Here is a 19,097-nt window from a genome sequence, read left to right on the forward strand (position 1 = left end):
GGTGGTCAGCCGGCGGGGCGGTCGAGGACCGTGCGCAGGGCGGCCTCCAGGGCGCCGGTGCCCGAGTCGTCGGCCGCGCGCCAGGCGATGAAGCGGTCGGGGCGCACCAGGGCCGCGCCCGAGGGCGTCACGCCGTAGCTCTTCTCCCAGCCGCTCACCCGGTGTACGGCGATGTCGACGCCGAGGGCCGCGGCGGCGCTCTTCGCCGCGTCCTGCCACCCGGTGGCCTCGGCCCCGGCGAGCAGGACGAAGGAGCGGCCGAACAGGGCGGTGGTGGAGCCGCCGCCGTCGAGCTTTACGTACGGCGCCCGCGAGCCCGGGCGGCCAGTGGGGGCCGTCGGGTCCTCCAGGAGCTCGCCCTCGTCGCCCGGCTCCAGGACCACGGCGCCCTGGGCACAGCGGTAGCCGAAGACCTGGACGACGGGGTGGATGGGCTCGGCCGCGGTGCCGTCGTCGAGGTCGGGGCCCAGGCGCTCCACGGTGTTGGCGAACTGCTGCTCCGCGATCATGTCGGAGACCGGCCTGCGCTCCGCGTCGTGACTGGCGAGCAGCCCGGGACCGGCCTGGCCGCGGACGGTCATGGCCAGCTTCCACGCCAGGTAGAAGCCGTCCATGATGGCGGTGTTGCCGCCGAGCCCACCGGGCGCCGGGACCACCTTGGCCGCGTCGCCCACCAGGTGCACGCGCCCCACCGAGAAGCGGTCGGCGACCTCGCACACGATCTCGGTGCGGCCCGAGCCGGCCACCGTCAGCTCCAGGTCGGGCATGCCCAGACCGGTGCGTACGAGGGCGGCGCACTGCTCCTCGCTCCAGTCGCGGAAGTCGGGCTGGTCCTTGGTCATGCCGTGGATGTAGCCGTAGCGGCCCGGAATGTCCGTGGTGTAGAAGACGCCCGGCACCGGCTGGAGGAGGTGGAACAGGGCGAACCGGCGGCCCTCGGCCACCCCGCCCTCCAGGCCCTGGAGCGGGCCGCTCATGTCCGCGTCGAAGAACACCCGGAAGACCTCGCCGAGGCGGCCGCGCCCGTGGATGCCGACGCCCAGGGCCCGGCGCACCGGGCTCTTGCGGCCGTCCGCCGCCACCATCTGGGCGGCGCGCACGGTGCGTTCGGCGCCGGTGGCCACGTCCCGCAGCAGCGCGGTGACCCCGTCGGCGTCCTGGGTGAAGGAGACCAGCTCGGTGCCGAAGGCGAGCTCGGCGCCGAGCTCGCGGGCGCGCTCGGCGAGGATGACCTCGGTGTGCTCCTGGCTGGCCATCGCCCAGTCCTCGGGCGAGACATGGCCCATGCTCATCTCGCCCTGCGTCATGATGCCGCGCAGCACCGGGCCGGACAGGGTCTCGGCGAGCGCCATGTAGAAGTCGCCGGTGCCGCCGGGGGACGCGGCGGTGATCCGGTCGGCCACACCGCCGATGCGCAGCGCCTCCATCGTGTGCGGGTACTGCCCGCGCGCCTTCATCACGGCGGAGGTGCCGGGGTGTTTCTCGACGACCAGCGGCCGGACGCCGTGCAGGCCGAGGAAGAGCGCGGTGGACAGGCCTGACAGACCTCCGCCGGCGATGAGGACGGGCACGGATGCCTCGGACACGGACACTCCCGGGTTCGGTGGACAAGACGGTGCCTTCAGCATCGGCAGCCGGGACGGTGACCGGATCGGGGCGCGATGCCGACGGGCTGGGGGCCCGGTCGTGGCGCCGCGGCGCCGTCGTTCCTCCAACGAGTCACCAACCAGGCATCAGCGGCGCGGCGGAGGGTGGAGAGCGCCCCGGGGCCACCACCACCCCGCGGCCGGAGCCATCGGGCCCCGGAACCGCGCCGGTGGCCGGGTGTCACCGTTCGCCCTAACGAGGAGTCTTCGTGGTCGTCTTCGTCAACAAGCTGACGCTCATCGGCAAGCCCGAGGAGCTAGAGCGGATCTACGCGCACGTCGCCGAGTTCATGGAGGAGCAGCCCGGTCTGATCCGCTACCAGCTGATCCGCTCCCAGAAGGAGCCGGGCATCTACTTCAACGTGGCCGAGTGGGACAGCAAGGAGTCCTTCGACACGGCGCTCGCCGAGCCCGAGTTCCGGGCCCGCCTCAAGGCGCTGGGCACCGTCATCAAGGGCGAGCCGCACCTGAGCGACGTCGTGGTCGAGGGCGTGGCCCGCAAGGCCGGAGCGGCCCGGTGACCCCCGACGTCGCCGCGGTGATGGCGTCCGCCGGCACCCAGCTGCCCGCCGTCCCGGCGGACACGTACGCCCAGATCCTCCAGTTCTACGCCCGCCATATGCAGCTGCTGGACGCCGGCGACGCGGAGGAGTGGGCGGAGGGTTTCACCGAGGACGGGGTGTTCGCGCAGAACGTCAAGCCCGAGCCGTGGAAGGGCCGTTCGCACATCGCCACCTCGATGCGCCGCGGCGTGGACCGGCTCGCCGGGCGGGGCGTACAGCGCCGCCACTGGTTCTCCATGGTGGTCGCCACCCCCGAGAGCACCGGCGCCGGGGACGAGGAGGCGGTCCGTACCCAGTACTACGCGGTGGTCTTCGAGACCCCGCACGGCGGCAAGGCCTCGGTGTATCTGAGCACCACCGGCGAGGACGTGCTGGTCCGGCGGGCCGGCCGGTGGCTGATCAAGCACCGCGACATCGCCCACGACGGGGCCTGAGCCGATGGCGCCCCGGGCCGCGGAGAGCGTGGACGGCCGCCTCTACGACGAGGTCCAGCGGTTCTACGCCCGCCAGGTGCGCCTCCTCGGCGAGGGCGACGTGGACCGCTGGGCGCTCACCTTCACCGAGGACGCCGTCTTCGAGCAGGAGGCCCCGGCGGACAAGGTCTTCGCCGGGAACGCCCCGCCCGTACGCACCGGGCGCGCCGCGATCGCTGCGGCGGCCCGCGGGGCGGTGGGCGAGCGCCGGGCGGACGGGCGGGTGCGGCGGTATCTGATCGGGATGCTGACCGTGCGCCCCGCCGCCGACGGCGCCCTGCACACCAGCTACTACGCGGTGCTCGTCCAGACCCCCCACGGCGAGCCCTGCGAGCTCCATCTGAGCACCACCGGGCGGGACGAGCTGGTCCGTCACGACGACGGCTGGCTCGTTCGGCACCGGGTCAACTCCCATGACAGCGTGGCCGGTTCGCACACCGGCCCCCAGCAGGAGGAACACCATGGCCGATCTGACACGTGAGCGGGTGGAGGCTGCCTACGCGGCCCTCATGACCGGCGACCGGAACAAGATCACCGAATACTGGTCCGAGGACCTGCGCTTCCAGATGCCCGGCAACCACCAGTTCGCCGGCTGGTTCAACGGCCTGGACGACTATCTCCAGAAGATGGGCAAGCTGGGTGAGGCGTGCGGGGGCCGCATCGAGGCCGAGACGCTGAGCATCCTGATCAACGAGGCGGAGGGCATCTCCGTCGACATCTACCGGCTCGACGGCTACCGCGCGCACGCCGAGGAGGGCACCGTCTCCCCGTACGAGCGGCTCCAGGTCGAGGGCGTACACATGCTGCGCTGGGAGAACGGCAAGATCGTCGAGGGCCGCAGCGCCCTGTTCGCCGACGGGGTCACGCGCGGCAACCTGTGGTGGTCGCCGGTGGGCACCGACGGAGAGCGCACGGAGCTGTGACCGGCCCGGCCGAGGGCGCGGAGGCCGGGCTGGCCGGGCGGTGCGTCGTCGTCACCGGCGCCGGCACCGGCATCGGCCGCGCGGTGGCGCACGCCTTCGCCGCCGAGGGCGCCCGGGTGCTGGCGGTGGGACGGGGAGCCGCGCGGCTCACCCAGACCGCGGCCGGGCGCCCCGGGATCCGCCCCTTCGCCGCCGACATCTCGACGCCCGAGGGGCCGCGGCTGGTCGTCGAGGCGGCCGTGCGCGAACTGGGCGGGCTGGACGTCCTGGTGAACAACGCGGTGACCATGCGCTCCGCCCCGCTCGGCGCCATCGAGGCGGACGACACCCACCGCCAGGTCGCCACCAACCTGCTCGCGCCGCTCTTCCTCACCCAGGAGGCACTCCCCCACCTGGAAGCGGCCAAGGGCACCGTCCTCAACGTCACCACCGCCGGCAACCAGCGCGGCTGGCCCGGCCATTCCGTCTACGGCGCCACCAAGGCGGCGCTGGACTTCCTCACCCGCACCTGGGCGCTGGAGCTCGCGCCGCGCGGCATCCGGGTCGCCGCCGTGGCACCCGGGCCGGTGGAGACCCCCATCGGCGAGCACGCCGGGCTCGACGCCGCCGGCATCGAGCGGATGCGGGCGCGCCAGCGCGCCCGGGTGCCGCTCGGCCGGGTCGGACAGCCCGAGGAGATCGCCTGGTGGCTGGTCCACCTCGCCCGCCCCGAGGCGTCCTTCGCCACCGGCCTGGTGCTGCCGGTGGACGGCGGCGCCGGTGTCGTCTTCTGACCGCACACCGCACACCCCAACGACATGGAGTGACCATGGAATTCGGTATCAATTTCTTCCCCACCGTCGGCCCCGAGGAGAAGCCGGCCGACGTCTACTTCGACGAGGCGCTGCGGCTCGTGGAGCTGGCCGAGGAGCTCGGCTACGACCACGTCAAGACCGTGGAGCACTACTTCTTCAAGTACGGCGGCTACAGCCCCGACCCGGTCACCTTCCTGGCCGCGGCGGCGGCCCGCACCAGCCGCATCAAGCTGGTGACCGGCGCGGTGATCCCGGCGTTCACGCACCCGCTGAAGCTGGCGGGCAAGCTCGCCATGCTGGACAACATCTCCAAGGGCCGCCTCCAGGTGGGCTTCGGCCGGGCCTTCCTGCCGGACGAGTTCGACGCCTTCGAGCTGGCCATGGACGAGAGCCGGCCGCGCTTCCTGGACGGTCTGCGGGCCTGCCAGAAGCTCTGGGCCGAGGAGAACGTGGTCTGGGACAGCGAGTTCTACAAGTTCGGCCCGGTCACCCTGCTGCCGCGGCCCTACCAGCGCCCGCACCCGAGGATCCTGGTGGCCGCGGCCATCACCCCCTCGTCCTGCGAGCAGGCGGGCCACGACGGCCACGGGCTGCTGCTGGTGCCGTCCATCTCCAAGCGCGAGAAGGTGCAGGAGATGCTCACCCTGTACCGCAAGGCGTACGCCGAGGCGGGCCACGCCCCGGGCGGCGACGAGGTGCACCTGAGCTACGGCTGCTACCTGAGCGAGGACTCCGCCGAGGCGATGGCCAAGGGCCGTGAGTACTCGCAGCGCACCAACGCCGTGATGGTCGACGCCGTCGCCGCGTGGGGCACCCGCCGCAGCGAGGGGTACGCCGGGTACGAGGCCATCGTCGACAAGATCAAGAAGTCCGACTTCGACAAGTCGGTGGCCGAGAACAAGACGCTGGTCGGCACCCCCGAGGAGGTCACCGAGCGGCTGCGCACCATCCGCGAGTGGTACGGCGACGTCACCATCAGCCTCCAGATGATCTCCGGCAACCCGCCCTACGAGGAGACGGCCCGTACCGCCCGCCTCTTCGCCGAGCAGGTCATCCCGAACTTCCGGTAACGGACGGCGACTTCGCACCGCGCCAGGCACGAGGAAGGGGCTCCCCCGAAACCATCGGGGGAGCCCCTCTCGTATGTCCGCGGCCGGACCGGGTGCGTCAGGCGCCGGTCACCGAGGCCACCAGCAGCGAGGCCACCCGGGCGGCGACCGCCGAGATGGTCAGCGCGGGCGGCACGGCGCCGGAGGAGCCGTGCAGCAGCGAGCTGTCGACGACGTACAGGTTGCGCGCGCCGCGCACACCGCCGTCGGCGGTGGTGGCCAGGCTCAGCGGCACACCGCCCACCACGTTGCCGCCGGTGGTGCCGATGCGGTTGAAGGCCGTCCTGCTGCCCGGGGTGGCCGCGTTGAGCCGGTCCAGGGTGTGCTGGACGGCGTGGGTGGCCCGCACCGCGCGCGGGTCCTCGACGGGCCAGTTCAGAACGACGTCGTCCTTGTCCGCGTCATAGCGGAAGGAGCCCAGCGGCTCGGTCGGCGATGCGCCGATCGTGGTGATCCACCCCTCGTCGGACGGGGCGTCCACCCAGGGGAAGTTGAGCAGGGTCACCGGGGCGTGCGGGTTGTCCTGCCAGTCCTTGACGATGACCGAGCACGGACCGCCCTGCGCCGGGTTGTTGGGGGCCATCCCCGTCCGGGCGGTGATCACCTCGCTGTTGCCGACCCGGGTGCCGACCGAGGCGTCCAGGCCGGGCAGGTGTCCGAGGGCCTTGGCGCGCAGCAGCAGCCGGGTGGTGCCCAGCGTGCCCGCCGCCAGCACCAGATGGGTGGTGCGCACCTCGTGCCGGGCCACCGCCGTGCCGCGCTCGTCCAGTTCGTCGTACGAGACGAGGTGGCCCTCGCCGTCGGGGCGGATGCCCGTGACCACGCTGAGCGGGCGGACCTCCACGTGGCCGCTCTCCTCGGCGCGGGCCAGCACCGTGAGGTCCATGCTGCGCTGGGCGCCGCTGTTCACACCGAAGACGTTGAGCCCGGCGATGTGCGAGGCGGTGCGGCGGCCGGCCATCTCCTCGCGGATCACGTCCCAGTCGACGGCCAGGTCGACCAGGTCGTAGGGGATGCCCGCCCGCTCCAGCTGGTCCATGAAGTCCCGCGAGGAGCGGTAGAAGTCGGAGTCGAGGACGTCCTTCGGAATCGGGGAGCAGCCGATCAGCTCCCGGGCCTGCGGATACCAGACGTCGTGCATCTCCCGCTGGTCGAGGAAGTCCCCGAAGGCGCGGCGGAACAGCTCCGGCGAGGGCTCGACCATGGTGCCGTTGCTGAGCAGCGAGGCGCCGCCGACACCGGCCGCGGCGATCATCGTCAGGCCCTCGCCCTCCAGGGACTCCAGGACGCCGGGGTAGATGTCGAGCGACTGGTCGGTGAGCGGGGACTTCGGGCTCAGCCAGGACGCGCGGCCGTCGGGCCGGTGCTGGGTGGCGAAGGTGTCGCCGTCGGCGCCGACCTGCCAGCGGCGGCCGCGCTCCAGCACGATCGTGGCGACCCCGGCCTCGGCGAGCCGCAGGGCCGCGATCGATCCGGCGTAACCGCTGCCGACGACCAGGGCGTCGGTGCGGTGCTGATGGGTTTCCATGGGACGGCCTCTCTGAACGGGTAGGAACCTACGTAAGGGTGGGGCGGGTTGGGCGTGGGGGGAAGCGTGGGGCTCAGGTCAGCGGCCGCAGGGTGCGGGCGAGCAGGTTGGCGGCGTTGCGGGCGAGCGGGACGTCCGCCTCGGCGGCGACCAGGCCGTGCTCGACAAGGAGCCGGCCCACCCGGGAGGCGATCAGGGCGAACCGGAAGCCCGCGAACACCTCGTACCAGTCCATGTGCGCCGCGACCGGCCGCCCGGCCAGCTCCTCGTAGCGCCGGATCGTCTCCGCGCGCCCGGGGAGCCCGGGGAGCCGGGGCGCGCCGACGCCCTCGCTGAGGTGGCGGTCGAGGTAGAGGTACCAGCCGAGGTCGGCCTCGCCGGGGCCCAGGAAGGTCATCTCCCAGTCCAGTACGGCCACCGGGGCCACTCCGGAGAACATCAGGTTGCCCAGCCGCGCGTCGCCCCACAGCAGGCTGGGCCGCTCCGGCTCGGGCGGCAGGCCGTCGCGCAGCAGCGCCAGCGCCTCGCGGACCGGGACGCTGTCGGCGCCGCCGAAGTGGTCCGTGTGGGCTTCGTAGTAGTCGAGCTGGGCGCCGAGCCCGTACGGCCCGTGCTCCGAGTGGCGCAGGCCGTCCAGGCCCAGCGCGCCGGCGTCGAGACGGTGGATGCGGTGCAGCGCCTCCACACCGCCCCACCACACCGCGGCCCGGCCGGCCTCGTCGAGCGCGGCCACCGGGCCGCCGTCGCGGTGGTACGAGGGCAGATCCGGCGGGACCCAGCCCTCGACGCGGTCCATGGCGTAGAAGGGCGCGCCGAGCAGCCCGGGGTCGGGCTCGAAGCCGAGGACGCCGGGCACCGGCACATCGGTGCCGCGCAGCGCGTCCAGGACGCGGTACTCCTCGTCGAGCCGCGAGCCCGGCAGCACCCGGTAGCGGGTGGGGGCGACCCGCACGACGAGGCGCCGGTGCTCCTCGGCGCCTCGCGGCCCCCACTTGGTGTCCACCAGCAGCGTCTCGTTGGAGAAGCCGAGGCCCTCGGGCACCTCGACACGGACTTGCAGGTCGGGCGCCTGCGGCAGCCGTTCGGCGAGCCAGGTCGTCAGATGTTTCCGGGTGAGTTCGGGGTCACGTTGCTGGGGCACGGGCATGGCCGGCTCCTCCATCCATATACGGGTGTCCCCCATCGTCGAGCGGGCCGATGGGGGACGGATGGAGGATCACGGCGACGCCGGGCTCCGCCCGACGCTCTCATCGGCGGCTCTGCATCGGCCTGAGACCGGTTCCCCAACCGCGGGCCGCAGCATGGCTGGTGAACCGGAGAACACCATTGGGAGGTCGACATGTCCTGGGCACCGCCTGTGGGGGCGTTCGTGGAGCCGCAGCTGTTCCGGCACATCCTCGGCCACGTCCCGAGTCCCGTCACCGTGGTCACCGCGGCAACGGCCACCGGGCCCGCCGGACTCGTGGTGGGGTCCTTCGTGTCGGTGTCGCTGGAGCCACCGCTCGTGGGGATCTTCATCGACGAGAAGTCCGTCAGCTGGCCGCCGATGAGCGAGGCGGGGTCCTTCACCGTCAACATCCTCGCTCACGACCAGCAGGAGCTGTGCGCGCGCTTCGCCAAGAGCGGCGGCTCATCCGACCCCGCGAGCAAGTTCGCGGGGCTCACCTGGTGGGAGTCACCGCACGGCAACCCGGTGCTGCCGGGCACCACGGCCTGGCTGGACTGTCTGGTGCGCCAGGTCCAGCGGCTCGGCGACCACTTCTTCGCCGTCGCCGAGGTGGTGGGCCTCGGGGTGGACGCCGCCCGCCCGCCGCTGGTCTTCCACCGGGGCGCCCTGCACACCGTCGCGCCCTCCGCCGAGACACCGGCCGGACGCGGCTAGCGCCCTCGTCCTTGTAACGGCGCACCTATACGGCTTCGCCCGCCGGTCGGACCGGCGGGGCGAAGTCATGTGTGGGCGCTCAGGCCAGACAGGCCAGCGCGCTCCCCCCGTTGAGGCGCGCCATCTCGCCCATCACCGGCGCCGAGCGGATCTGGGTGTCCAGGGGCCGGCCCAGCGCCTCCGAGTAGGCGCGGTGGAGATTGGCCACCAGCCGCTCCGGGTCGCGCAGCTGGGCGAACGCGCCGAGCGGGGCGTCCCGGGCCGCCTCGAACGGGGTGACTCCCGCCTCGATTCCCTGGGTGGCGAGCTCCTGGAGCCGGCGCAGATACGCCTCGGCCTCGTCCAGCGCCTCGGGCCCGGCCACCGGCCCGTGCCCGCCCACGACGGTACGGGGTCCGAGCGCCCGCAGCCGTGCGACCGCCTCCAGGGAGCCGACGACCGACCCGGCCAGGAGGAAGGGCGTACACCCCGGCATCAGGACGTCGCCCGCGAACAGCACCCGGTGTTCGGGCACCCACACCACCACGTCGTTGCTGGAGTGCGCCGGGCCCACGTACATCAGCTCGACGGCCAGCTCGTCCACGTACACCGTCAGCCGGTCCTCGAAGGTCACCATCGGCAGGGAGCGGCCGAGGCCGCCCAGGTCGCCCCACGGGGTGTCGGGCCACACGTGCTTGAGCCCCTCGCCCTTCTCGGCCATCTCGGCGCGGGTGTGCGTGTGCGCGATCACGGTGGCGTACGGGGCGGCGACGGCGTTGCCGAAGGTGTGGTCGCCGTGGTGATGGGTGTTCAGGACGGTGCGCGGCTCGGCCCCGCCGCGTTCGAGGGCGGCGGCGCGCAGGGCGCGGGCCCGGGCCTCGGTGGCCGCGGTGTCGACGAGCGCCACCGTGTGGGGGCCGGCGAGGATCCCGGCGTTGTTGAGGCACCAGCCCCCGTCGGGCTGGACGTACGCGAAGATCCCGTCGGCCACCTCCTCCACTCGGGGCGGCGGTACCCGGAAGGGGCGGCTGTCGGCGGGCGTCGTGGATGGCAGGCTCATGCGTTCCACCGTGGCCGTGGCCCCTGGAGGACCGGAGGTGGGACGGTGACCGGCGGCTGGAGGGGGCCGGGGCGCGGGACGGCAGCGGAAGGGCCCGGCGGTCCGCACAAACCGCCGGGCCCGGGGAGGAAGGTCTCAGAGGGTGAGGACGACCTTGCCGTTGGCCTGCCGCTGCCGCAGCACGTCGAGCGCGGGCTCGGGGTCGTGCCAGGAGCCGATGGACGCGACCTCGGGGGTGAGCCGCTCCTCGGCCACCAGCCGTACCAGCGAGGCGAGATCACGGGCCACATCGCGGCGGGTCACCTCGTCGAAGAGGTGCAGATAGCTGATCCGCAGCCCGGGGCGCGCGTGGCCCCAGTCCATCGGCAGCCGCAGCTCCTCGCGCACGGTGTTGCCGTAGCAGACGACCGTGCCGCCCGGGCGCACCCGCCCGAAGGCACCGGCGAGCACCTGCCCGCCGACGCTGTCGACGAGGACGTCCACCGGAGCACCGGCGGCGCCCTCCTCGTACGTCTCGACGGTACGGGCACCCAGCTCCCGCAGCCCCTGTGCCCGGGCCGGGGAGCCGACCTGGGCGATCACCTGCGCGCCCGCGGCGGCGGCGAGCTGGACCAGCATCCGGCCCACTCCCCCGCCCGCCCCGGTGATCACCACGGACCTGCCGAGCAGCGGCCCGGCGTACTCCAGCGCGTACAGCGCGGTCAGCCCGGCCACCGGCAGGGCCGCGGCGGCGGGCCAGTCCACGCCGTCGGGCACGGGGGTCATGCGGGAGGGCGACAGAGCCGTCCGCTCGGCCCAGCCGTCGCGCTCGGCGAGCGCGGTGACCCGGGTGCCGGCCGCGGGGCCGCTGCCGTCGGCGGCGGCCCGCAGGACCGTGCCCGCCACGTCCCAGCCGAGCCGGGACCCGGGCGGCAGCTGCCCCATCAGGGCGAGCTCACCGCGGTTGACGCCGATCGCGCGCACCTCCAGGAGCGCTTGGTCCGGGCGCGGTTCGGGCTCGGCGACCGAGTCGAGGCGCAGTCCGGCGTCACCGGACACGAGTGCCTTCACGAGGCCGCCGCCCAAGCCGCTGTGGTCCATGGGGACATGGTTGTCGCTCTCCTTGTGTGAGGTTCTGCGGGGTGTTCTGCCGGATACGAGGGTCACGGATACGAGGGTTACGGATACGAGCGTTACGGGGCTCGCCTGTCGAAGGTGTCGGTCGGGCCGGGGTGGCCGTCGGTCACCACCTCAGCCCGCCGTTGACCTCCAGGACATGGCCGTTGACGTAGTCGGAGCCGTCGTCGGCGAGGAAGAGCGCCGCGTCGGCGACCTCGTCGGCCCGCCCGGCGCGGCCGGCCGCGATCTTGCCCCGGTAGTAGTCCCAGACGGCTCCGTTGCGGGCCAGCTGGCGCCCCATGCCCTCGTCGATGAAGCCCGGGCTCAGACAGTTCACCGTGATGGGCCGGCCCGCCAGCTCGACGGCCACGACCCGGGTGAGCATCTCGATCCCGGCCTTCGACGCCGCGTACGCGGACGCACCCGGGGCCACCCGGGTCGCCAGCGCCGACGACAGGGTGATGACGCGGCCTCCGCCGTCGCGCACGAGGTACGGGACCGCTGAACGCACGCACAGAAACGTACCGTTGAGGTTGGTGGAGATGACGTCCGACCAGTGCGCGGCGTCCAGCCGCTCGGCCGGTCCGGCCCGGCTGACGCCCGCGCCGGCCACCAGGATGTCGAGGCGTCCGTACGCCTCGTACGTGTCGCGCATCAGCGCTTCCACCGAGTCGGGGTCGCGGACGTCGACGGGGTGGTAGGCGAGGTCGCCCTCGCCCACCGGCGGCAGTTCGCGCCCCTCGTCGGGCTCGCGGGCGGCGCAGACGACGCGGCACCCTTCCTTGGCGTATGCCTGGGCGATCGCGTACCCCAGGCCTTTGGTGCCACCGGTGACGATGGCGACCTTCCCTGCGAGTCGCACGTGTGCCTCCTCGGGGATCGTGTCGACGGGTGCCGACGCTACGGAATCCCGAGCGAGGCTGACTGAACTCCCGATGGGGGGCCGCGATGGAGCGAGTTGACGGATCCTGAACTCTCCTGGGAGAGCCGACCGGGGCCCGGGGATAGTCTCGCTGAACAACGGGGCCGTCGGCCGTCGACGGTTTCACCAATCCCCCAGAACGAGCGGAAGGTCGTCATGGAATTCTCGGTGCTGGGTTCGCTGCGCGTGCGGGAAAACGGTCACGATTACGCCCCCACGGCGCCCAAACAGCGTCAGCTCCTCGCGCTGCTCGTCTTCAACGCCAATCAGGTCGTCACGGTCGGCACCTGTATCGAGGAACTGTGGGGAGAAAGCCCTCCGGATACCGGGCTTTCCACGCTTCAGTCCTACGTTCTGCAGCTCAGGCGCATCCTGAAGCGGGTGCCGCGCATCGGCAGCCTCAAGGCGGCGCGTGAATTGCTCCAGACGAGGGACGGCGGATATATGCTCGCCGTCCACCACGACGAGCTCGATGTGAATCTCTTTCACGACCTCGTACGGCAGGGCAGGGCGGAACTCGGAAAGAACGACGCCGCCGCTTCCGAACTGCTCTCCACGGCACTGGGGTTGTGGCAGGGTTCGGCGCTCTCCGACGTCCAGGCGGGACCCGTTCTGCGTATTCATCTGGCGGGCCTGGAGGAAACCCGGATCAGCGTCCAGGAACAGCGTATCGACGCCGATCTCCGGCTCGGCAGACACCATGATCTGCTCGGTGAACTGAGCGCGCTGTGCGCGCTGTATCCGACGCACGAGAATCTGCACGCCCAGTTCATGCTGGCGCTGAGCCGTTCGGGCCGGCGCACCCAGGCACTGGACGTCGTGCAGCGGCTGCGCAGGATGCTGGGCGAGGAGCTCGGGCTTGAACCGTCGCCCCGGATGAACCGTCTCCATCAGGCGGTGCTGGCCTGCGACCCGGTGATCGACGCCCCGGCGAAGACCGCCCCGCTGCTCTCGCTCGACCTGCTGGCCCACAGCGGAGCCCGCTCGGCCTGAGCCGCGCCCCACCACCGCGTCCCGCTCCCGCGCCCCCGAACGCCCGGCCGCGAAGACCTCCACGGTCTTCGCGGCCGGGCGTTCTCGCGTGCTCGGCAGGGTGTCAGGCGTCGGGAGCGCGGGCATACGACGAGCGCCCCGGCCCGTACCGCCGGTAGCACGGCATCGACTCCGAGCGGCCTCCTCACGGGTGTGTCATGTGTGGCCGGACCACACCTCCGCTGACGCCGACCGGCGCCTCCACACCGCCCTGACCAGGCACTTCGACAGCCGGAACCAGTCGGTCACCCGGTCCTTTACTGGAACGTGCCGTTCCCGGTGGTGTCCGCCACCACCTCGGATCGACCCGTGTGACATGTCTCTCCGGCAAGAAGTGCGGGGTGGAAGATTGGAAGCCGTGGGAGGGGCGTTACCCCTCGCCCCGGGGCGGCCAGAGGGTGCCCCCTCTACCTTGGCGCGCGAGCGCCCGCCGAGCATCGTTGGATCCGGAATCAAGTGGCTCGCCGGTTCGGGCGGGCCGCCCTCCCACTCATTCCAAGGTCCACGGGGGACTCATGAACGCCGTTGCGCAGACACTGGAGAACTGTCCGTCGGACGACGAATCCCACTCACCCGGCATCCACTCACCCGGCGCCCAGGTGCCCGACACACCCGCGAGCTGGGACGAGCGGGTGCTCACCGAGGTGAGCACCGTGCTGTTCGCCTCACTGCGCCGCAGGGACCAGCGCCTGCGGGGCCTCGCGTATCTGCGCGGCCTCCTCGGGGCGAAGGGGCGCCGGTCGATACGGAACATGGCGGCCCTGCTGGGTGGTTCGGCCACCGAGCAGAGCCTGCACCACTTCGTGAGCGACTCCACCTGGGACTGGGTCCCGGTGCGCCGCTCGCTCGCCCGGCACATCACCCAGCTGGATCCCCCGCTGGCGTATGTGGTGCGGCCCATGGTGATCCCGAAGACCGGGGAGAACTCCGTCGGTGTGGACCGGCAGTTCGTCTCCGAGCTGGGCCAGCTCGTCAACGCCCAGCAGGCGGTGGGGGTGTGGGCAGCCAACGAGCGGATGAGCGTCCCGCTCAACTGGCGGCTGCACCTGTCCTCCTCCTGGCTCGACGACCGCATCCGGCGCCGCCAGGCGTCCATCCCCGACGACCTCGGCGACCGCACCCTGGGCGACTCGGCGGTGGAGGCGGCCGTGGAGACGGCGAGCCACTGGGGCCTGCCGCGGCGGCCGGTCGTCCTGGACGCCCGCCATATGGATCTGGCCTCCACCATCGCCGCGTTCCGGGCCGCCGGTGTCCCCTTCCTCGCCCGGATCAGCGGCGCGGTCCAGCTCACCGTGACCGACCCCGGGCCGCAGGGCCGGACGCCCGAGATCCAGCAGGCCCTCCAGATCATGACGGCGGCGCGTGACCGGATGCGCCCGGCGCCGGTGCCCGGGCGCGGCGCCGGGAACGGCCGCCCGATGCACCTCACCACGAAGATCCGCGTCCGCCCCTCGCCCGCCGTACGGCAGTTGGCGGGGCCGGGTGAACTGGCCCTGCTGGGTGTGGCGGAGAGCCGTCGCCAGGGCCCCGTCGAGCTGTGGCTCACGGATATGACGGAGACCCGGCTGCCCACCCTGATGCGGCTGAGCCGCCTCGTCCGCCGCGCCGACCAGGACTTCCGGGAGACCACCGACCGCCTCGGCATCCGGGACTTCACCGGCCGCTCGTACGCCGGCTGGCACCGCCATGTGACGCTGGCCTCGGCGGCCCACGCGGTGTCCGTACTGGAGGCGGACGACCCGGAGCCGGAGCGGCCGGGGCGCCCCCGTACCGGACCTGACTTCACTGACAGGTAGTCAGCCATGCTCCCGCGACAGAGCGGTGTGTCCGGCCGGCCGTCGGACGCACCGCTCCCGTGGTGGCGGACACGTATCCGCCACCGGGCCGGGTTCCGGCCATGCTCACCGTGCCTCGCACCCCACCGGGCAACCCCCTCACAGGAGTTGCCGTCCTCCGGATCACGAAGGACCCTCGGCGTCGCCCGGGGCGCTCCGGCGAGAACCATCGAGAACGACGACGAGGACGACCACTGTGATACGTGTGAAACGCGTCGTGACCGCCGCGCTGGCGGTGCTCACGCTGGCGGCGGTGTCACCGGAACTGGCACACGCCCAGCCCGCCACCCGCCCCGCCGGCCCCCTGACCAGGCCCGCCGACGACGACCGCCTCCCACCGGGCTGGCGAATCACCGGCACCGGCGCCGCCCGCCAGCTCGTCTGGACCTCCCCCGAAGCGGTGCCGATGGGCGACGCCCGGGTCGAGTTCCACGCCGGGGACCGGCTGCTCGGGCACCCGGTGGCCGAGCGGGACGGGCGCTCCTTCCGGCTGGCGCTCGGCGGCGCGCGGCTCGGCGCGGCCGACCAGCTGAAGGTGCTGGCGGGCGGCCGGCGCCTGGACGCGGCCGGGACCGGCCGCACCCCGCCTCCGCCCAGCGGCCTCGCCCCCAGCGCGCCGGCGCTGCCACAGGCCCCACTGCCCGCGAACCGGGTGGACCCCGGCGTACCGGGCCCGTACCGCACGGCCAAGGGCGCGTACACGCTCGACTCGGTGCGGCTGCCGGGCTTCAAGGCTCCGGTGGAGATGCGCGGCACCGTGGTGGGGCCCACGAACGCCCCGGGCAGGCGCCCGCTGGCGCTGTTCCTGCACGGCCGCCACTACACCTGCTACCGCGCCGACGACGGCGACCCCGGCCAGTGGCCGTGTGCGGCCGGTGCGCTGCCGGTGCCCAGCCAGGACGGCTATCTGCGCGCCCAGCAGTTCCTCGCCTCGCAGGGGTATGTGACGGTGTCGATCGCGGCCAACGGCATCAACGGGCAGGACGACAGCGCCGCCGACGGCGGCGCCCAGGCCCGTTCCTCCCTGGTCCGGCTGCATCTGGCGCGCTGGGCACAGTGGGGCGCGAAGCGGTCCGGCGCACCGGCCGCCGTGCGCGCGGTCGCCCCGGCCGACCCGTCCCGGGTGCTGCTGGTCGGCCACTCCCGGGGCGGTGAGGGCGTCAACCGGGCGGCCCTGGACAGCCTCTACGCGCCGCCCGCCGCCGAGGACGGCTACCACGGCCCGGTGCGCTGGAACATCCGTGGCACCGTGCTGATCGGCCCGACCGTCTTCGGCCAGAACCCCGCGCCCGACGTGCCTTCGCTCACCATCCTGCCGGGCTGCGACGGCGATGTGTCGGATCTCCAGGGCGAGATCTACGTGGACGGCACCCGCGGGGTCAGCCGCGGCGCCGCGCTGCACAGCGCGGTGTACATGGTCGGCGCCAACCACAACTTCTTCAACAGCGAGTGGACACCGGGCCAGGCCAAGGCGCCCGCCACGGACGACTTCGACTCCGACGACACCACCGACCGGGTGTGCGCGCCGAGCGCGAAGACCCGGCTGACGGCCACCCGGCAGCAGAGCGCGGGCGCCACCTACATCGCGGCGGCGGCCCGGCTGTTCGTCGCGGGCGACGACCGGGTGCGCCCGCTCCTCGACGGCTCCGGCCGCCGCGCCCCCTCGGCGGACCCCGCCCGGGTGCTGTCCCACGCGGTCGGCGCCAACCGCACCCCCGCGTTCCTGCCGGGCCCCGGTGTCAGCGTCTCCGGCGGGCGGGTGTGCGCCCAGGTCGACCCCGACCCGGCCCGCGCCTGTCTGGCACCCGGCACCGAGGGCGCCTCTCCGCACTTCGCGGCCTGGGAGACCCCTCGGGAGCCCGGCCGTGACGCGGTGGCACTGCGCTGGACGGGCGCGGGGTCGCCGACGGCCGTACGGCTCGCCCGTCCGGTCTCCCTGGCGGGCAGCGACGCGCTGGCCCTGCGGCTGATCGTGCCGCCCAACACCACCGGCAGCCAGCTCGATGTCACCCTCGTCGACGCCTCGGGCCGCCGGGCGGCGCTGGGCCGGGCACGCGTGGACGGGCTCCCGGGCACCGGGCGCACCGCCTCGTACTGGGCGCGTGAGATCCGTATGCCGCTGTCCGCCGCCCACAGGCTGGACCTGAAGCGGGTCGCCGCCCTGGAGCTGACCCCGCGCACCGGGAACGGGCAGGCGTGGCTGATGGACGCCTGGGGCTGGAAGCCGGGCACACCCGCCGTGCACGCGCCCGCGCTGCCCCGGGTCGACCTCGGCCGGCTGACGGTCAAGGAGGGCGACTCCGGTACGCGCACCTACCGCGTCCCGGTCCGCGTCGTCGGCCACGGCAGCGGCCAGGTCCGGCTGTTCGTGCCCGAGCCGGGCACGGACAAGGTCACCTCCCGTACGGTCACGGTCCGCCCCGGCGGGCATGAGATCGACGTCCCGGTCGTGGTGCGGGGCAACACCCGCTACGGCTACGACGTCACCCGGGAAGCATTCGTCAAGGCGGTGCACGGCACGGTCGTCGGCTCGCACCGCGGCGGTGTCACCGCGCAGGACGACGACCCGATGCCGAAGGTCACCGTGACACCCGTCGCGGACCATGTGGTCGAGGGGAAGCCGCTGACCTGGCGGGTGTCCCTGTCGACGGTCGCCGACGCCGAGATCTCGGCCGACCTGCCGCTGCTGCCGGTCGGCGGCGGCCCGGAGCTTTCCACGGCGGACGTCGACAAGCAGTGGCTCAAGGACACCTTCGACGCGTCCCCCGCCCCGGCACGCCCGCTCTCCCAGGTCGTGGAGGAGCCGTACATCCCGGTCACGGTGCCCGCGGGCCGGCCGAGCACCGACGTGTCCGTACCCACGGTCGCGGACGGCGTCAGCGAGCCGGTGGAGTCGCTGCGCGCCCGTCTGATCACGTACGACGCGCGATGGCAGCCGCATCCGGGCCCGGAGTTCACCGGGACGGTACGGGACGCCTCGTAGTGAGCGCGTGGATCCCGGCGTTGGTGAGAACGCCGGGATCCACCGCCCCGCCTCCCCCGCGCCTTGAACCTCCGCCCGCTCAGCGGCGCAGCAGCGCGCAGGCGAAGTCCTCCTGCACCTTGCGCAGTTGGGGCAGCAACTCGGGTTTGACGCTCTTGCTGATCTGCGTGGTGATCGAGAACGTGAGGGACTTCCTGCCGTCCGGGGTCGCGGCGGCCAGCTGGGTGTATCCGGCGGTGTTGCCGGTGTGGCCGTAGAGCACACCGCAGCGCGTGGCGTAGCGGAAGAGGGCCAGTCCGGCGGAGTTGACGCCCGGGCCCGCCGGTTCGGAGGCCGCGCCGGGGAGGAACTTCCGCTGTTCCTTGCGGGTGTGCGGGGAGACGAGGCTGCCTCCGGCGTAGCCGCGGAAGAACCGGCCCAGGTCGGCGGGGGTCGAGACGACGGCTCCGGAGGCCCAGACGCCCGAGGTGTCGAAGAGCTCGGTGACGTCCTCCGGCGGGGCGGGCGGGTCGACCGCGTAGCCGTGCAGATAAGGGCGCGGCAGCCGGAACCCCGGGGGCAGACTGGTCTGCCGCAGGCCCAGCGGCTGGTACACGAGGCGCTTGAGCAGGTCCTCGTAGCGGCAGCCGGTCGCGGCCTCGGCCATCAGCGCGACGGCGATGTTGTCGGAGTTGGAGTACTGGTAGCGCGAGCCGGGCCGGAAGGCGAGCGGCTGCCCGGCGGCGAAGTCCAGCAGCCTGCGCGAGTCGAAGACGTGGTGCGGATCCTCGGTGAGGATCGCCCGGAACTCGGCGGACCCGGTGAAGTCCGGGAGCCCGCTGGTGTGGTTGAGCATCTGACGCAGGGTCACCTTGTGCCAGGCCGTGGGCAGGTCCGGCAGCAGTCTGCCCACTGTGGTGTCCAGCGACAGCTTTCCCTGGTCGACCAGGCGCAGGGCGACGGCCCCGCTGAACGCCTTGGCGATGCTCGCGATCCGCATGTGGTCGGTGGCGTGGGGCGGCTGCCCGGTCCCGAGGTCCCCGACGCCGGCCCGGTAGACCTCGGCCCGGCCGCCACGGGTGAGGACCGCGATGACGCCGGGCGGGCCGCCGGGCACGCCCACGAGCTGCTCCAGTCCGCGTTGCAGCCCCCGGTCGTGCGACGGCTCGGGCGCCGGGGCGGCCTGCACGGGCGGGACGAGGGCGCCGGCCGACGCGGCGGCGAGCAGGGCGGCGACGGCCAGCGGCAGCCTGGAGCGGCGTCCGGCCAGGTGTGCGACCACGTGGGTACC

At 73.2% G+C, this 19,097-nt stretch carries 17 protein-coding genes; 10 read left to right on the top strand and 7 right to left on the bottom strand.

Features of this window, described 5'->3' with window-relative positions:
- Positions 1 to 5: 5 nt before the first annotated feature.
- Positions 6 to 1,586: an FAD-dependent monooxygenase gene (locus ABD236_RS08715; RefSeq protein ID WP_344072013.1), complete on the bottom strand. Its 1,581-nt coding sequence runs from the start codon at positions 1,584 to 1,586 to the stop codon at positions 6 to 8.
- A 269-nt stretch (positions 1,587 to 1,855) separates the two neighbouring features.
- On the opposite strand from ABD236_RS08715, the gene ABD236_RS08720 reads away from it, so the two are divergent.
- Genes ABD236_RS08720 through ABD236_RS08745 form a run of 6 tightly spaced genes read left to right on the top strand, consistent with a single transcriptional unit; the run spans position 1,856 to position 5,469 of the window.
- Positions 1,856 to 2,167: an antibiotic biosynthesis monooxygenase family protein gene (locus tag ABD236_RS08720; protein WP_344072015.1), complete on the top strand. Its 312-nt coding sequence runs from the start codon at positions 1,856 to 1,858 to the stop codon at positions 2,165 to 2,167.
- Positions 2,164 to 2,643, top strand: coding sequence for a nuclear transport factor 2 family protein (locus tag ABD236_RS08725; protein WP_344072017.1), 480 nt, complete (start codon positions 2,164 to 2,166; stop codon positions 2,641 to 2,643). Before ABD236_RS08720 ends, ABD236_RS08725 begins: the two co-directional genes overlap by 4 nt.
- A gap of 4 nt (positions 2,644 to 2,647) precedes the next feature.
- A complete protein-coding gene (locus tag ABD236_RS08730) occupies positions 2,648 to 3,163 on the top strand; it encodes a nuclear transport factor 2 family protein (protein ID WP_344072019.1) in 516 nt (171 codons plus the stop codon).
- Positions 3,144 to 3,605: a nuclear transport factor 2 family protein gene (locus ABD236_RS08735; RefSeq protein WP_344072021.1), complete on the top strand. Its 462-nt coding sequence runs from the start codon at positions 3,144 to 3,146 to the stop codon at positions 3,603 to 3,605. Before ABD236_RS08730 ends, ABD236_RS08735 begins: the two co-directional genes overlap by 20 nt.
- Positions 3,602 to 4,378, top strand: a complete 777-nt coding sequence (locus ABD236_RS08740; RefSeq protein WP_344072023.1) for an SDR family NAD(P)-dependent oxidoreductase — start codon at positions 3,602 to 3,604, stop codon at positions 4,376 to 4,378. The genes ABD236_RS08735 and ABD236_RS08740 overlap by 4 nt, the downstream gene beginning before the upstream one ends.
- A 35-nt stretch (positions 4,379 to 4,413) precedes the next feature.
- Positions 4,414 to 5,469, top strand: a complete 1,056-nt coding sequence (locus tag ABD236_RS08745) for an LLM class flavin-dependent oxidoreductase (RefSeq protein WP_067165190.1) — start codon at positions 4,414 to 4,416, stop codon at positions 5,467 to 5,469.
- A gap of 97 nt (positions 5,470 to 5,566) precedes the next feature.
- On the opposite strand, the gene ABD236_RS08750 is transcribed toward ABD236_RS08745, so the two are convergent.
- Both ABD236_RS08750 and ABD236_RS08755 read right to left on the bottom strand, forming a co-directional pair.
- Positions 5,567 to 7,036 (bottom strand): FAD-binding protein, encoded by a 1,470-nt coding sequence (locus ABD236_RS08750; protein ID WP_344072026.1) that lies wholly within the window; start codon positions 7,034 to 7,036, stop codon positions 5,567 to 5,569.
- Positions 7,037 to 7,109: 73 nt separating this feature from the next.
- A complete protein-coding gene (locus ABD236_RS08755; protein WP_344072028.1) occupies positions 7,110 to 8,183 on the bottom strand; it encodes a phosphotransferase family protein in 1,074 nt (357 codons plus the stop codon).
- 192 nt (positions 8,184 to 8,375) lie between these two features.
- On the opposite strand from ABD236_RS08755, the gene ABD236_RS08760 reads away from it, so the two are divergent.
- On the top strand, positions 8,376 to 8,918 hold the full coding sequence (locus ABD236_RS08760; RefSeq protein ID WP_344072030.1) for a flavin reductase family protein: 543 nt from the start codon (positions 8,376 to 8,378) through the stop codon (positions 8,916 to 8,918).
- Positions 8,919 to 8,997: 79 nt separating this feature from the next.
- On the opposite strand, the gene ABD236_RS08765 is transcribed toward ABD236_RS08760, so the two are convergent.
- The 3 genes from ABD236_RS08765 to ABD236_RS08775 all read right to left on the bottom strand — a co-directional run bounded on the left by ABD236_RS08765 (position 8,998) and on the right by ABD236_RS08775 (position 11,917).
- Entirely contained in the window at positions 8,998 to 9,957 is a 960-nt protein-coding gene (locus tag ABD236_RS08765) for an MBL fold metallo-hydrolase (RefSeq protein WP_344072032.1), read from the bottom strand.
- A 135-nt stretch (positions 9,958 to 10,092) separates the two neighbouring features.
- A complete protein-coding gene (locus tag ABD236_RS08770) occupies positions 10,093 to 11,037 on the bottom strand; it encodes a zinc-binding dehydrogenase (RefSeq protein WP_344072034.1) in 945 nt (314 codons plus the stop codon).
- 142 nt (positions 11,038 to 11,179) lie between these two features.
- Positions 11,180 to 11,917, bottom strand: coding sequence for an SDR family NAD(P)-dependent oxidoreductase (locus ABD236_RS08775; RefSeq protein WP_344072036.1), 738 nt, complete (start codon positions 11,915 to 11,917; stop codon positions 11,180 to 11,182).
- A 216-nt stretch (positions 11,918 to 12,133) separates the two neighbouring features.
- Between ABD236_RS08775 and ABD236_RS08780 the strand changes: the two genes are divergently transcribed.
- The 3 genes from ABD236_RS08780 to ABD236_RS08790 all read left to right on the top strand — a co-directional run bounded on the left by ABD236_RS08780 (position 12,134) and on the right by ABD236_RS08790 (position 17,827).
- Positions 12,134 to 12,970, top strand: coding sequence for an AfsR/SARP family transcriptional regulator (locus tag ABD236_RS08780; RefSeq protein ID WP_344072038.1), 837 nt, complete (start codon positions 12,134 to 12,136; stop codon positions 12,968 to 12,970).
- Between the two features lie 554 nt (positions 12,971 to 13,524).
- On the top strand, positions 13,525 to 14,805 hold the full coding sequence (locus tag ABD236_RS08785) for an IS701 family transposase (protein ID WP_344072040.1): 1,281 nt from the start codon (positions 13,525 to 13,527) through the stop codon (positions 14,803 to 14,805).
- 235 nt (positions 14,806 to 15,040) lie between these two features.
- A complete protein-coding gene (locus ABD236_RS08790) occupies positions 15,041 to 17,827 on the top strand; it encodes an alpha/beta hydrolase family protein (RefSeq protein ID WP_344072042.1) in 2,787 nt (928 codons plus the stop codon).
- A 79-nt stretch (positions 17,828 to 17,906) separates the two neighbouring features.
- Here the strand turns inward: ABD236_RS08790 and ABD236_RS08795 are convergent, their stop codons facing one another.
- On the bottom strand, positions 17,907 to 19,088 hold the full coding sequence (locus ABD236_RS08795; RefSeq protein ID WP_344072044.1) for a serine hydrolase domain-containing protein: 1,182 nt from the start codon (positions 19,086 to 19,088) through the stop codon (positions 17,907 to 17,909).
- Between the last annotated feature and the right edge of the window lie 9 nt (positions 19,089 to 19,097).

The organism is Streptomyces crystallinus (genome assembly GCF_039521265.1).
In the GTDB taxonomy this organism is placed as follows: domain Bacteria; phylum Actinomycetota; class Actinomycetes; order Streptomycetales; family Streptomycetaceae; genus Streptomyces; species Streptomyces crystallinus.